The 14703-nt window shown below is 69.8% G+C and carries 12 protein-coding genes and 2 pseudogenes; 12 read left to right on the plus strand and 2 right to left on the minus strand.

Annotation, left to right across the window (positions count from 1 at the left end; genetic code table 11):
* Window positions 1–233: 233 nt before the first annotated feature.
* From H9L22_RS15845 to H9L22_RS15880, 8 genes are all read left to right on the plus strand, one after another.
* Window positions 234–416: a CsbD family protein gene (locus tag H9L22_RS15845; protein WP_187720748.1), complete on the plus strand. Its 183-nt coding sequence runs from the start codon at window positions 234–236 to the stop codon at window positions 414–416.
* Window positions 417–430: 14 nt separating this feature from the next.
* On the plus strand, window positions 431–574 hold the full coding sequence (locus H9L22_RS15850; protein ID WP_187720749.1) for a GPGG-motif small membrane protein: 144 nt from the start codon (window positions 431–433) through the stop codon (window positions 572–574).
* Window positions 575–1270: 696 nt separating this feature from the next.
* Entirely contained in the window at window positions 1271–2101 is an 831-nt protein-coding gene (locus H9L22_RS15855) for a hypothetical protein (protein ID WP_187720750.1), read from the plus strand.
* 85 nt (window positions 2102–2186) lie between these two features.
* Complete coding sequence (locus H9L22_RS15860; RefSeq protein ID WP_187720751.1) at window positions 2187–3239, plus strand: NAD(P)-dependent alcohol dehydrogenase; 1053 nt, start codon at window positions 2187–2189, stop codon at window positions 3237–3239.
* 42 nt (window positions 3240–3281) lie between these two features.
* Entirely contained in the window at window positions 3282–4601 is a 1320-nt protein-coding gene (locus tag H9L22_RS15865) for an MFS transporter (protein ID WP_226965921.1), read from the plus strand.
* 81 nt (window positions 4602–4682) lie between these two features.
* The gene (locus H9L22_RS15870; protein WP_187720752.1) at window positions 4683–5789 is read left to right on the plus strand and encodes an S-(hydroxymethyl)mycothiol dehydrogenase; all 1107 of its coding nucleotides are present in this window, start codon (window positions 4683–4685) and stop codon (window positions 5787–5789) included.
* Window positions 5786–6400: an MBL fold metallo-hydrolase gene (locus H9L22_RS15875; protein WP_187720753.1), complete on the plus strand. Its 615-nt coding sequence runs from the start codon at window positions 5786–5788 to the stop codon at window positions 6398–6400. Before H9L22_RS15870 ends, H9L22_RS15875 begins: the two co-directional genes overlap by 4 nt.
* Window positions 6397–7287 carry an aminotransferase class V-fold PLP-dependent enzyme gene (locus H9L22_RS15880; RefSeq protein ID WP_187720754.1) on the plus strand — a complete coding sequence of 297 codons (891 nt, stop codon included), beginning with the start codon at window positions 6397–6399 and terminating at the stop codon, window positions 7285–7287. The genes H9L22_RS15875 and H9L22_RS15880 overlap by 4 nt, the downstream gene beginning before the upstream one ends.
* Before the next feature lie 5 nt (window positions 7288–7292).
* Here H9L22_RS15880 and H9L22_RS15885 read toward each other — a convergent pair whose 3' ends face one another.
* Window positions 7293–8273, minus strand: a complete 981-nt coding sequence (locus tag H9L22_RS15885) for a ribose-phosphate diphosphokinase (protein ID WP_187720755.1) — start codon at window positions 8271–8273, stop codon at window positions 7293–7295.
* A 174-nt stretch (window positions 8274–8447) separates the two neighbouring features.
* Between H9L22_RS15885 and H9L22_RS15890 the strand changes: the two genes are divergently transcribed.
* Together H9L22_RS15890 and H9L22_RS15895 are read left to right on the plus strand one after the other, a co-directional pair.
* Complete coding sequence (locus H9L22_RS15890; protein ID WP_187720756.1) at window positions 8448–9794, plus strand: hemolysin family protein; 1347 nt, start codon at window positions 8448–8450, stop codon at window positions 9792–9794.
* Entirely contained in the window at window positions 9791–10816 is a 1026-nt protein-coding gene (locus H9L22_RS15895) for a CNNM domain-containing protein (protein WP_187720757.1), read from the plus strand. The genes H9L22_RS15890 and H9L22_RS15895 overlap by 4 nt, the downstream gene beginning before the upstream one ends.
* A gap of 18 nt (window positions 10817–10834) precedes the next feature.
* Here H9L22_RS15895 and H9L22_RS15900 read toward each other — a convergent pair whose 3' ends face one another.
* The gene (locus H9L22_RS15900; RefSeq protein ID WP_187720758.1) at window positions 10835–11746 is read right to left on the minus strand and encodes a COX15/CtaA family protein; all 912 of its coding nucleotides are present in this window, start codon (window positions 11744–11746) and stop codon (window positions 10835–10837) included.
* Window positions 11747–11940: 194 nt separating this feature from the next.
* On the opposite strand from H9L22_RS15900, the pseudogene H9L22_RS15905 reads away from it, so the two are divergent.
* Window positions 11941–13620: pseudogene (locus H9L22_RS15905) on the plus strand (long-chain-fatty-acid--CoA ligase); the annotation flags it as partial.
* 1 nt (window position 13621) lies between these two features.
* Window positions 13622–14700 (plus strand): annotated as a pseudogene (locus H9L22_RS20630) (winged helix DNA-binding domain-containing protein).
* Window positions 14701–14703 lie beyond the last annotated feature (3 nt).

The raw sequence follows: 14703 nt of genomic DNA on the forward strand, positions 1-14703 counted from the left end.
CCGGGATGTGGACAACTCGCTGTGGAGTTACCGAAGAGTGGTCGAAAGTTGATCAAACGCATGCCGAAAGAGGATTTGTCCCTGCGGACCTGCGCCTGCGGTCCCGGGGGCCCACTTCCTGCGGAGGGCATCGGGTCGTCCGGAGCCGATCGGAGACGGGCGCGAGGCCGCGATGTTTGAACTAGGCCCAGGGGGGTAGTGGGTGACTGTCCGAACAAGCGAAGGAGCTCACCATGGGTCTCGATGACAAGGCCAAGATTGCTGCGCAGGATGCGGCAGGCAAGGTGAAGGAAGGGGTCGGCGATCTCACCGACAACGAGCGTCTGGAAGCGGAAGGCAAGGCTGACCAGACCGCCGCGGCGGTGAAGAAGAAGGTCGAAGAGGCCAAGGACGCCGTACGTGACAAGTTGCGCTGAATAGGAGTACAGACATGGCTACGTTGCTTTGGATCCTGGCCGCGGTGCTGGTGATCTCCGGGATCTTTGCGCTGGTGCGCAAGCAGGTTCTCTGGGGGATCGTCCTGATCGTCGTCGGCCTCATCGTCGGCCCCGGCGGCGTGAGCATCTTCACCTGAGCCGCGGCAGAATCGGCGGTCCGCAGAAGACTGCGGGCCGCCGACGTCTGCCGGACGATACGTCCTGGTTACTGAATGACAGAAATCGACGGAAGTCAGTCGAGAATATGCCGTTCGGTGATGTGGGAAATGTGCGCGATAGAGGCGAACCAGCGGTGGCTGAATAAAGTCACCCTTTCGGGTGATACTGCCAGGTTCACTAGCGGATTTACCATCAGTCATGGCCCCGACGGAGACGGCGTTCCTTCCTCTTGACGCTCGGTTCACGACCCTCTTCGTGAGCCCCGAAATTCTGCGGCCGGTGGCCCAGTCACGAGCCTCGGTCACCGCGCCGATCGCCCCCTCGGCGTCGCCGTCGGATGTCGATCTTTTCGAGTCGCCGGCCGACGCCACCCTTCTACCCCGAACCGGACGATCTCAGGAATGCGCTCGCCCACGCCGTGGGGGAGGGGTGCGGCGACCTGGCCGCCGTCGCATGCGCTCTCGGGCCGGCCGCGGTGCCCGCACCGGAAGCCGCCGTGTGCGCCAGCCCATATGGCCTAGTTACCTGGCACTCGGAGGAGTTGCAGTCCATTCGGGCACGGTTCCTGACAGGTGCCCCGCCGACCCCCTAGGATTGCCCTCGGTTTGACTTCCTGAGAATCCTGAGAGAATCTTGGGTGGTTGTTTCCCGAGGCCGTTCCAGGAGGTGGTTCCGTGCGCAAGTGGTTCGCCGCGCTGACGACTGCCGCCGTCCTCGCCATCGGAACCATTGCCGCGAACTCCGCCGAGGCCCTTCCGCTCGCCCCGGAGCCCGTCGCCCCGGTCACCGGCATCCCCACCCCCTGCGCCCCGACGTTCCCGTACCCCGAGGGTGCCTCCGTCGAAGAGCTCAAGGCCGGGATCCAGCAGAACTTCGGCTTCAAGCTGGCCGGGAAGCAGTGGACCGACGGCAACAAGGCCTCCATCCGGATCCTGTGGGAGACGCTCGACGCGATGGAGTGCACGGACTACCGCGCCAACCTCCAGTCGAAGGTCTCCGGCACCGTCGGCATCAACGCCGGCTCGATCCGCGGCTACGCCTGGGGCGACTGGAGCCTCACCAAGGGCGGCTACGTCACCCTCGACTTCTCCAAGTTCCAGCGGGCGCTCGACTCCGGCGACGAAGGCAGGCTGACCCGCCTGGTCGCCCACGAACTCGGCCACGTCCTGAACTCCGACCGTGGCTCGAACCCCGACTACTGGGCCGCGTTCAAGAAGCTCTACGCCGAGGAAGGCCGCTTCTCCGACTACGCGGGCCGCAGCGTCACCGAGACCTTCGCCGACGTCATCGGCTACTACGTGGGCCGCTGCGCGCTCGACAACCCGTACGACACCGGCGAGCACGACGCCTACTACGAGTACGCGAAGACCTGGATCTTCGACGGCAAGGAATTCGGCCCCGCCCCCGGCGAGGAGCTGAACTGCACCGTGCCCGCGGGCGGCGCCGAGGCGCCCATGCCCGGCCCCCAGCTGCCCGAGTGGCTCGAGGGGCTCGGCGGCGAGTAACCCTCCGGCGCCCCGCGGCACGACGGCGGTAGGATGAGCGGTCACATCCGTTCGACACCGTTGTTTGACACCGTCAGGAGAAGTCATGCCAGAAGTTGCCGCCTACGCCATCGATTCGCCGACCGGCCGCTACGCCAGGACGACGATCACTCGGCGCGAGCCGGGACCGACGGAGGTGTTCTTCGACATCGCCTATGCAGGCATCTGCCACTCGGACATCCACACCGCTCGCGGCGAGTGGGGCCCGGTCAACTACCCGCTCGTCCCCGGACACGAGATCGCGGGCGTCGTCGCCAAGATCGGCTCCGAGGTGACGAAGTTCAAGGTCGGCGACCGCGTCGGCGTCGGCTGCTTCGTCGACTCCTGCGGCGAATGCGACATGTGCCGCCAGGGTGAGGAGCAGTTCTGCACCAGCCGCCCCGGCACCGTCTGGACCTACGCCAGCACCGGCCGCGACGGCCTCCCCACCGCGGGTGGCTACTCGCAGGGCATCACCGTCGAGCAGGACTACCTCATGCGGGTGCCGGACTCGATGCCTCTCGAGGAGGCCGCGCCGCTCATGTGCGCCGGCATCACCACCTACAACCCGCTCAAGCGCTGGGGCGCAGGCCCGGGCAAGCGCGTCGGCATCGTCGGCATGGGCGGCCTCGGCCACATGGGTGTCCAGTTCGCCGCGGCCATGGGCGCCGAGACGATCGTGCTGGGCCGGACGCTGTCGAAGCGCGAGGACGGCCTGCGCCTGGGCGCCACGGACTACGTCTCGACGCAGGACGCCGCCGCCATGAAGAGCCTGCGCGGCAGCTTCGACCTGATCCTGTCGACCATCTCGGACGGCATCGAGCTCGACTCCGTGATCAAGCTCCTTAAGGCGCACGGGGTGCTGGTCAACGTCGGCCTCCCCGAGCACCCGTCGACGTTCAAGCTGGGCGAGCTGACGGGCCAGGCCCGCGTGCTGGCCGGGTCGAACATCGGCGGCATCGGCGAGACCCAGGAGATGCTCGACTTCTGTGCCGAGAAGGGGATCTCGCCGATCATCGAGATCATCCCGGCGCCGCAGATCAACGAGGCCTACGACAACGTCGTGGCGTCGAAGGTGCGCTACCGCTACGTGATCGACGCGTCGACAATCTCAGAGTGACTGTCCGCGGGGGTCGCTAGAGTGGCCCCCGACGGAGGCAACGTGCGCGACAACCGGAACTCGATGGCGTGGATCGTCTGGGGCGTCGGCGTCTTCGCGTACAGCGTCACGGTGATGCAGCGCACCGCGCTCGGCGTCGCCGGGCTCGAGGCCGCCGACCATTTCCGCACCACGCCCGGCGTCGTCTCGACCCTGGTCGTCGTGCAGCTCTTCAGCTACGCGTTCGCCCAGGTGCCCATCGGTGTCCTCCTCGACCGCTACGGTTCCCGCATCATGCTGACGGCGGGGTCGCTCGTCGTGGCGGCCTCGCAGGTCCTCCTCGGCGTCGCTGACGACCTGCCGCTCGCCTACCTTGCGCGCATCCTGCTCGGGATCGGCGATGCCTGCATGTTCTCGTCGGTGCTGCGACTGCTGCCGCGCTGGTTCGCCCCGGCCCGGGTGCCCGTGCTGCAGCAGGTCACGGGCGTCTTCGCCGCGATGGGGCAGATCGCATCGGTCGTGCTGGTCCTTCCGCTCATCAACGGGCTCGGCTGGCAGCCGGGGCTGCTGATCGCCGCCAGCCTCAGCGTCATCGGGGCCGCCGCCGCGGCGGCCTGGGTGCGCAACGCCCCGTACGGCGAGGAGGTCAACGTCGTCGACGAGCCCTTCAGCAAGATCCCGCGGGCCGTCGCCAGCGTCACCCGGCATCCCGCGACGCAGCTGGGGTTCTGGGTGCACTTCACGTCAGGCTTCTCCACCAACGCGTTCCTGTTCATGTGGGGAATGCCGTACCTCATCGTGGGCCAGGGGATGACGCAGCTCGAGGCGTCGGCGTACTTCACGCTGTTGTCCGTCGCGATGGCGGGATCCGGTCCGATCCTCGGCGCGCTGACGGCGCGGCACCCGTTGAGACGCAGCAACCTGGCCCTGATCATGATCGGGGCGCTCATCGCGGCGTGGGCGATGGTGCTCGCCTGGCCCGGACGCGCGCCCACCATCGCCCTGGTGGCCCTCGTCCTGCTCATCGCCGTCAACGGCCCCACCACCGGCATCGGCTTCGACTTCACCCGCACGAACCTGCCCCACGCCCGCCTCGGCGCGGCCAACGGGGTGGTCAACATGGGTGGCTTCATCGGCGGCACGACGCTGGTCCTGTTGATGGGTTTCTTCCTCGATCAGATCGCCGGCGGCCAGGCCTATACCGCCGACCATCTGCGGCTGGCGTGGCTCCTGCAGATTCCGTTCTTCGTCGTCGGGATCGCCGGTCTGCTGCTGAGCCGTCGGAGCCTGCGCCGGCGAATGGCGGCGGAGGGGATCATCGTGCCCAGCTGGCGCGAGGTGGTCGAGAGGATCCGTAGCAAGAGAGCAGGCGGAGACGCGTGACGTCAAGGCCGGCCCGGGGACCGTCCACCGTGGCCGAGAGTCTCTTGCGGTCACACGAGCGCCAATGGTGGACTGCAGGCCATGCAGCAAGTCAAAGCCGTCGTCGCCCTCGCCAAGGGTGAGCCGGTCACCCTCCAGACCATCAACATCCCCGACCCCGGGCCCGGAGAGGCCGTCGTCAAGGTGCAGGCCTGCGGCGTGTGTCACACCGATGTGCACTACCGCGACGGGGGAATCAACGACGACTTCCCGTTCCTGCTCGGACATGAGGCCGCCGGCATCGTCGAGGCGGTGGGGCTGGGCGTCACCGAGATCGAGCCCGGCGACTTCGTGGTGCTCAACTGGCGGGCCGTGTGCGGCAACTGTCGCGCCTGTGGCCGGGGCGAGCCGCAGTACTGCTTCAACACGCACAACGCGACCCAGAAGATGACGTTGGCCGACGGCGAACTGGCCGGGACCGAACTCACCCCGGCGCTCGGCATCGGCGCCTTCGCCGAGAAGACCCTCGTCGCGGCCGGCCAGTGCACGAAGGTCGATCCGCGGGCGAGGCCCGCGGCCGTCGGACTGCTCGGCTGCGGCGTCATGGCTGGCCTCGGCGCGGCGATCAACACCGGCAACGTGGGCCGCGGCAAGACCGTCGCCGTCATCGGCTGCGGCGGCGTAGGCATGGCGGCCATCGCCGGCTCCGTGCTGGCCGGCGCCAGCAAGGTGATCGCCGTCGACATCGACGACCGCAAGCTGGAACGCGCCCGCACGTTCGGCGCCACCCACACCGTCAACTCCCGGCAGGCCGACCCCGTCGCCGCCATCAAGGAGATCTGCGGCGCCAACGGGGCGGACGGCGCCGACGTCGTCATCGAGGCCGTCGGCCGACCCGAGACCTACGAGCAGGCGTTCTACGCCCGCGACCTGGCCGGCACCGTCGTCCTCGTCGGCGTGCCGACCCCCGAGATGAAGGTGCCCGACCTGCCGCTGATCGACGTGTTCGGCCGCGGCGGCTCCCTCAAATCGTCCTGGTACGGCGACTGCCTGCCCAGCCGCGACTTCCCGATGCTCACCGACCTGTACCTGCAGGGACGCCTCGACCTCGACGCGTTCGTCAGCGAGGAGATCGGCATCGGCGACGTCGAGGCCGCCTTCACCAAGATTCACGACGGCGACGTGCTGCGATCGGTCGTGATCCTGTGACCGGCGCGCGCATCGACCACGCCGTCTCGTCCGGCACCTTCTCCCTCGACGGGCAGACCTTCGACGTCGACAACAACATCTGGGTGATCGGCGACGACAGCGAGTGCATCGTGATCGACGCGCCCCATTCGGTCGACGACATCATGGCCGTGGTGGGCGACCGCGCCGTCCGCGCCATCGTGTGTACCCATGCCCACGACGACCACGTGCGCGTGGCCCCTGACCTGCGGGAACGGGTCGGCGCGCCGATCCTGCTGCACCCTGACGACAGGCCCGTGTGGGAGCTCACCCACCCCGGCACTGCCTGGGACGCCGACCTCGCCGACGGCCAGGTCCTCGAGGTCGCCGGCACACGCATTCAGGTCCTGCACACGCCCGGCCACGCGCCCGGTGCCGTCTGCCTGTACGTTCCCGAACTCGGCGCCGTGTTCACCGGCGACACGCTGTTCAACGGGGGCCCGGGTGCCACCGGCCGCTCGTTCTCGGACCGCCCCACGATCGAGGCATCCATCCGCGCCCGGCTCTTCGCGCTGCCCGACGACACGGTGGTGCACACCGGCCACGGCGACGACACCACCATCGGTGCGGAGGCGGAGGCCCTCGGACGATGAGCGGCCCTCCCTTCGCCCCCGCGTGTCTCATCTCCGGCGAGCCAGCGCGTGGGGCGTGGGATTTCGGGGCGGGCATCGTCCCGCTCAACCACGGTTCCTACGGGGCCGTCCCGCGGGCGGTGACGGAGCTCCAGGGCCGGATGCAGGCCCGCGCCGACAGATCCGCCATCGGCTGGTTTCCCCACACCCCTGCGTGGGTGGCCCAGGCACGGGCGGGTCTCGCAGGATTCGTGGGCGCGGCCGCCGACGAGGCGGTGGTCGCCGCATTCACACGGGCCATCGGGCCGCGGACGAAGCTCGTCGTCGTCGACCAGATCACCTCGCCGACGGCCCGCATCCTCCCCACTGCCCGGATCGCTGACGTCGCCCATGCGGCCGGTGCCAGGGTGTTGGTCGACGGCGCCCACGCGCCGGGCCTGATCGGGGACGCGGCCCGCGTCGCCGGCGGCGACTGGTGGTTCGGGAACCTGCACAAGTGGCCGTCGGCCCCGCGCGGGAGCGCGCTGCTGGTCACGTCTGCCGCGGACCGCGACGAGCTGTGGCCGCTCATCGATTCCTGGCATGCCCGGCTCAGCTACCCGGAGCGGTTCGACATGCAGGGCACCCTCGACGTCACGCCGTACCTGGCCTCACCCATGGCCATCGGCTGGCTGGAGGAGAACTACGGCTGGGCGCGGGCGAGGGCCACGATGACGGCGAACGCGGACGCGGCGGCCGACGCCGTGGCGGAGGCGGTGGCGCCGTACCTCGACGGCGTCGGCTTCGTGCGCCTGTCGGTGCACCTGTACACGACGGCCGCCGACATCGACGCCTTCAACGACCGCGCCGTCCCGCTGCTGGTGGAGTGGTCGCGCGAACCCGGCGCCGGGCGCCCGGCGCCGAGCTGAAGGATCTAGAAGAGCCCGTCCACGGCCGGAGGCGGCGCGTAGGCCGGGTCGACGCCGTCGAACAGTGAGCTGACGGAGCGGCCCTTGTGGATCCGGCCGATCGCCTCTGCGAACAACCCGGCGACGCTCAGTTCGGTGTGGCGTGGGAAGTCGTCGGGCGCCGGCACCGTGTTGGTGGAGACGACCTCCTTGATCGACGGGTGGGACGAGAGCTTCTCGACCGCCTTCCCGGTGAACAGCCCGTGCGTGCAGGCGACGGAGACCTCGCGGCAGCCGAAATCGCCGAGCCGTTTCACGATCTCGATGATGGAGCCGCCGGTGGCGATCTCGTCATCGAGGACGATGGCCCGCTTGCCGGACACGTCGCCGACGATCTGATCGATGACGACACGGTCGTCCGCAAGACGGTGTTTCGATCCGGCGGCGACCGGCAGGTTCAGGAGCCGGGCGAGCAGTGTCGCCTGCTTGGCGTTACCGAGGTCGGGGGAGACGACGACGCAGTCGGTCAGGTCGCGGCCCCGGTAGTGGTCGGCGATGACGCCGAGTGCGGTCAGATGGTCGACGGGGGCGCGGAAGAAGCCGTGCACCTGCGGCGCGTGCAGCGCCATCGTCAGGACCCGGTCGACGCCCGCCGTGACCAGCAGTTCGGCGACCAGCTTGCCGCCGATCGAGATGCGCGACGCGTCCTTCTTGTCGGAGCGGGCGTACGCATAGTGCGGGATGACGGCGGTGATGGAGGCCGCGGAGGCACCGCGGGCGGCGTCGGCCATGAGCAGCAGTTCCATCAGGTGATCCTGCGTCGGCGGAACGAGCGGCTGGATCAGATACACATCGCGCTGCCGGCAGTTGGCCAGCAACTGCGCCTGCAGGCAGTCATTGCTGAAGCGGGAGATCTTCACGGGGGAGCGGGAGATCCCCAGGTTCGAACAGATCTCGTCGGCGAGGACGGGGTGGGCCGAACCTGAGAATACGACGATGCCCTTCACGAAGGTCCTTCCTGGGCGGCACGCGGGATGGCCACAGCCTAGCCGCCCCGCTGCGCCGGGGTCCGAACGGTGCCGGAGTGCGGGTGTGAAGGCTCCGGAATCCTGCATACTTGAGCCCATGTCTCAACCTTCTACGGAGGGCCGAAAACGCAGCGGTGACTTAGGAGCCGCCGCGTGAGCCCCCTGATATCCCTGCTCGTCGGCGTCGTCGTTGTGCTCGTCATCACCGCCGCCACCGCCTATTTCGTGGCGCAGGAGTTCGCCTACGTCGCCGTCGACAGGTCGCAGCTCAGCAGCCGCGCCGCCGCGGGTGACCCGAAGGCGACCCGCACCCTCGACATCACCCGCCGCACCTCGTTCATGCTCTCCGGGGCCCAGCTGGGCATCACCATCACCGGTCTGCTGGTCGGCTACGCCGCCGAACCGATGATCGGCGCGGCGATCGGCGACCTCGTCTCCGGCGGCGCCCGCACCGCGCTGGCCATGGGCGTCGGCAGCGTCGTCGCCCTGCTGTTTTCGACCCTGGTGCAGATGTTGCTGGGTGAGCTCTTCCCCAAGAACTACGCCATCTCCAGGTCGGCCGCGGTCGCCGATGCGCTGTCGCCGTCCACGAAGCTGTACCTGACGGTGTTCGGCCCCGTGATCTGGGTATTCGACAAGGCGGCGGAGCTCCTGCTGCGCGTCCTGCGGATCGAGCCGGTCCACGACGTCGAGTCCGCCGTCAGCGCCACCGACCTCGAACGTGTCGTGGCCGACTCGCGGGCCAGCGGCACCCTGCCCGAGGATCTCGGATTCATCATCGACCGCATCATCGACTTTCCCCGCCGCGACGTCGAGCACGCCATGGTTCCCCGGGTGCGGGTGGGGATCGTGCGGGAGACCGACACCATCGCCCAGGTCCGCCACCTGATGGCCACCGGCCACACGCGTTATCCGATCCTCGACCGGCACGACAACGTCGCCGGCATCGCGCAGCTCGTCGACGTCCTGGACAGCGAACCGGGCTCCACGGCGAGGATCACCACCATCGCGCGCGAGCCTCTCTTCCTGCCCACGTTCATGCCGCTGCCCGACGCCCACGACCAGCTGGTCGAGCATCGTCAGGAGCTGGCCTGCGTACTCGACGAGTTCGGCTCTTTCGTCGGCATCGTCACCGTCGAGGACCTGGTCGAGGAGATCGTCGGTGATCTGGTCGACGAGCACGACGTCGACCTCGATGCCAGCGACGACGTGCTCGTCATGGGCGGAGACACTCCGGTCGACGAGGTGGAGCGCCGCATCGGGCACAAGCTGCCTGCGGGAGACTTCGAGACCCTCTCGGGGCTCATCCTCCACGAGCTGGGGGACCTGCCGATCGTCGGGCAGGTCATCGAACTGCGCCTCGAACCCACGATCAGTGAACGTACCCTGCACGAGGATGCGCCGACGCGGGTCGTCGCGTTCGAGGTGCTGGCCCTCGAGCGGCACGTCCCGTCCCGGGTCCGCATCGCGCTGACCGCGGAGGAGGGGGAACAGGAATGATCCTCGAAGCCTCCGTCACCGGCTGGCCGGTGGTGCTCTGGACCGTCGTCCTCATCACGCTCAGCGCCTTCTTCGTGGCCGCCGAGTTCGCGCTGATGGCAGCTAAGCCGCACCGGCTCGAGTCCCGCACCGACACCATTGCAGGCAGGGCGGCGCTCAAGAACTCGGCCGAGCTGACCATCGTCCTGGCCGGATCGCAGCTCGGCATCACCGTCTGCACGCTGCTGCTCGGCATGATCACGAAGCCGGCGGTCCACGACGCGCTCATGCCGCTGTTCGAGATCGGCCTGCCCCTCGCGGTCGCCGACGGCGCGTCGTTCGTGGTGGCGCTCATCATCGTCACCTTCCTGCACCTGGTGATCGGCGAGATGGCGCCCAAGTCGTGGGCCATCGCACACCCCGAGGACTCGTCCGTGCTGCTCGCCGTCCCGCTACGGGCCTACATGTGGCTGACGCGCCCCGTCCTCAAGGCGATGAACGCCGCAGCCAACTGGCTGGTCCGCCGCGCGGGTGCCGAGCCCGTCGACGAGCTCGACCACGGCCAGGACGCCGCCGGGCTCCGGCACCTGGTGGAGCACTCGGCCAACGTCGGCGCCCTCGAGGCCGCCTACCGCGGCTCGCTTACGTCCGTGTTGCGGCTCCGGGAGATCACTGTCGGCGAGGTGGTGGCCAGGGGCCAGAGACTGTCCGCGGTGGGCGTCGACGCCACGCTGGCCGACGTGCAGGACGTGACGCGGACCCAGCGGCACCTGCGGGTCCTCGTTCGTGACGGGGAACGGACCGTCGGGGTGGTGCATGTCCGCGACACGCTGCTGGCCGACGACCTCAGCCGGCCCGCCCTGGACCTGGCCCGGGAGCCGGTGCTGCTGCCCAGCGACACCCCGGTCGCGGCCGCCGTCTCGGCGATCCGGCAGGCGCGCACGCAGCTGGCGATCGTCGTGGACGGGGACCGTGAGCTCGGGGTGCTGACGTTCGAGGACGTGCTGCCCGAGCTGATGCCCGACGCGATGCTGGAGGCGTAGGCGTGAGCGCCGCGGCCGTCAGTCGACGGCTGCGGCCCGCGTCCGCCCCAGCAGCCAGGCGATCGCCCACATGAGGAGCACCGCCGCGGCGGAGTAGCTGACGGCGATCGTCGCGTCGATGCCGTTGGTCTGCGTCGGGGCCAGCCCTCCGACCGTGATGACCAGACCGAGCCCCAGCTCGACGACCAGTGCCACCGTCACCAGGACGGCGGGCGCCCGGAGCCCGGGCCGTCGCGCGGACGTCGCCAGCATCGCGACGATCACCACGATGGCCGCCACCGCCATCACGATGCGCAGCACCTGCAGGGCGGGGAAGCGGTCGATGTCGTGCAGTTCCCACAGCGGCCAGCTGAGGCAGCGGGTGAACGAACCGGTGCCGTCGGTGGTGGTGCCGGCGACGATGCTGCCGAGGAGGTGCATCGCGAAGAGCAGGACCAGGGTGACGCGCGCCAGCACCCGCGGCGTCGGCGCGTCCCCGGCCGGATGGGTCCGGCGCAAGGCCGCGTCGGTGACGGCGATCAGGGCCATCGCGACCAGCGCGAAGGCCAGGTCGAGCAGTCCGAGGGCGAGCGGCAGGGTGAACAGGATGATCATCATCCCGAACACGGCCGACCCGATGCCGCAGGCCAGCGCGACCCACGGATAGACCCGCAGGCGCGCGTCCGCCGAGCGCCGGCCCAGCCAGCCCGAGACACCCAGCAGCACGAGGCCCGCGAAGCTGATGAAGCGGTGCACGAACTCGATGATCGGGTTCTCCAGCCAGCCGGGCCGCAGGTCGGGCCCCACCTGATCGGCGTAGCAGACGGGCCAGGCCGGGCAGGCAGAGCTGGAGTCCGTCGCGCAGACGACGCCGCCGAGCAGCACGGTGATGAAGATCGCGATGTTCGCCCACCGGGTGACGCGGCGGTGGACGACCGGGGAGTGGGGCATGGTGTGGACCTCCGGGAGACGACGCCGTCATCCAAGCAGGGTCGCGGTGACGCCCGACCCCCGGGGGTGCGGTTAGGTGCCGAGGATCAGACCGGCGACCACCCCGGGCATCTCCCCGGAATCGCCCCGTCCGTTCCCGGGCATCGCGCAGCACCTGAGAAGATGGGGGCCATGAGCACCCTTCCGGCCCCTGGGTCACCCACTACCAGCCCGGCGTTCCCGCCGAGATCGAACTTCCCACCGAGTCCCTGGTCAGCCTGTACCAGCGCTCCGTCAGGGAGGGCGGCGCGGCCGTCGCGCTGGAGTTCTTCGGCAGGGAGACCACCTACACCGAGTTCGGCGACCAGGTGGAGCGCGCGGCCGAGGGCCTGCGCCGCCTCGGCGTCAAGGCAGGCGACCGGGTCGCGCTGATCCTGCCGAACTGCCCGCAGCACGTCGTCGCCTTCTACGCCGTGATGCGGCTCGGCGCCGTCGTCGTGGAACACAATCCGCTCTACACGGCCCGCGAGCTGCGCCACCTGTTCGAGGACCACGGCGCCCGCGTCGTCATCGCGATGGACGCCACCGTCTCGAAGCTGCGGGAGCAGCCCGCCGACATCGAGCTCGACCACATCGTCGCCGTCAACCTCCTGAAGGCGTTCCCGCTCGCCAAGCAGTTGGCGCTGAAGCTGCCCCTGAAGAAGCTGCGTGCGACCCGCGCCAAGCTGACGCAGCCGGCGCCCGGCACCATGAGCTGGGAGGAGCTGCTGTCGGCACCCCCCATCGACGCCGGCCACCCCGCCCCGAGTGTGCACGACCTCGCCGTCATCCAGTACACGTCGGGCACCACCGGGCAGCCCAAGGGCGCCATGCTGACGCACTCGAACCTGTTCGCCAATGCCCGCCAGGGTGAGGCCTGGATGCACGGCGCCGAGTACCGCAAGGAGGTGTTCTACGCGATCCTGCCGATGTTCCACGCGTTCGGCATGACGCTGTTCGTCACCTACGGCATCCTCAAACAGGGCCGCCTCGTCCTCTTCCCATCCTTCGACGTCGATCTCGTCCTCGAGGCCGCGAAGAAGCACCCGCCGACGGTGTACTGCGCGGTGCCGCCCATCTACGAGACCACGGCCCGCGAGGCGAAGAAGCGCGGCATCAGCCTGCGCAGCGCCAAGTACTGCATCTCCGGCGCCATGGCGCTGCCCGACTCCACCGTCGAACTGTGGGAGTCCGTCTCCGGCGGCCTGCTCGTCGAGGGCTACGGCATGACGGAGGCGTCGCCCGTCTGCCTCGGCAACCCGTTCGCGGAGTCGCGCCGCACCGGCACCATCGGCGTGCCGTTCCCGAGCACCTGGATGAAGGTCGTCGACACCGAGGACCCGACGCGCGAGGTCGAGCGGGGGGAGCGCGGCGAGCTGCTCATCCGCGGCCCGCAGGTGTTCCAGGGCTACTGGCACAACGACGTCGAGACCGAGCGCACCCTCCTGCCCGGCGGCTGGCTCCGCACCGGTGACGTCGTCACCGTCGACGAGGACGGGTTCACCACCATCGTCGACCGGGTCAAGGAACTCATCATCACCGGCGGCTTCAACGTGGCCCCGTCCGAGGTCGAGCTCGTACTGCGGGCCCACCCGGACGTCGTCGACGTCGCCGTCGTCGGCATGCCGAACCAGGAGGTCGGCGGCGAGCGGGTCGTCGCGGCCGTCGTCGCCGAGCCCGGCAAGGTCGTCACCCACGCGGCCCTGCGGGCCTGGTGCAAGGAGCGGCTCACCGGCTACAAGGTGCCGCGCGAGTTCTACGTCGTCGACGAGCTGCCGAAGTCGATGCTCGGCAAGGTTCTGCGCAAGCAGGTCCGCGACGAGCTCGACGCGAAGACCCCGCTCGTGCACGGCTGACATGACGGCCGCCTTCCCGACGGCGGCGCGGCGTTCCCGCCTTGCCCGGCGCCATGCGCTGACGCCGGGCAGCAGGCGGGACGACGTCGTGGCTCTGGCCGACGACCTGGTAGCCGTCCACTCGACGGATCCCGCGACGGTGTACCTGTCGCTGCTGGCCAGGATGCAGCGGCCCGACCTGGACGCGGTGGAGCGCGCCCTCTACACGGACCGTGCCCTGGTGCGGCACCACTCGCTGCGCCGCACCCTGTGGGTGGCGTCGCGGCCGATGACCCGGCGCCTGCACTCGGCCGCCACGCTCGGGCTGCTCCGACAGGAACGGCGGCGGACGACCGCGCTGCTCGCCGACAACGGCATCGACGATCCCGAGCGGTGGATCGACCGGGCCAGGCTCCGCACGCTTGGGGCGCTGGCGGAGGGCCCACTCGCCGCGCGTGAGCTCGGGCGACTCGTGCCCGAGCTCAACGAACGGCTCACCCAGTCGGCAGCTGGATCAACGGGCAGTACACGTGGGCCCCGACCCTCGACTGGCTGGGGGAGGAGATCGCGGGTCTCGACGTCGCCGCCGCGGAGCGCGAACTGGCGGGCGCCTACCTGCGCTCGTTCGGCCCCGTCACCACCACCGACGTGCGGTGGTGGGCCGGCTGGACGGCGACGACCGCCCACCGCGCCCTCGCCGCCGCCGGCGCCGTCGCGATCGACACGGACTCCGGTCCCGCCTGGGTCGCGCCCGGCGACGAGGCCCCGGACGAGCCGGTCGACGAATGGGTCGCGCTTCTGCCGTCGCTGGACTCGACCCTCATGGGGTGGAAGGAGCGGGCCTGGTACCTCCCCGCTTCCTCCGCCGACGCGTTCGACAGCATCGGCAACGGCGGCCCCACCGTCTGGGTCGACGGCGTCGTCGTGGGCGCCTGGGCTCAGCGGCCCGACGGGGAGATCCGCGTCCACTGGTTCCAGGACGTGCCCGCCAGGCGCCGCGCCCAGGTGGCGGACCGGGCGCGGGAGCTCGAAGGGTGGCTGGGGGAGACCCGGTTCACGGCCCGGTTCCCCGGCGCGATCACGGCGTCCCTGCTGGCCTGAGCC

The sequence above is a fragment of the Tessaracoccus defluvii genome (assembly GCF_014489575.1).
GTDB lineage: Bacteria > Actinomycetota > Actinomycetes > Propionibacteriales > Propionibacteriaceae > Arachnia > Arachnia defluvii.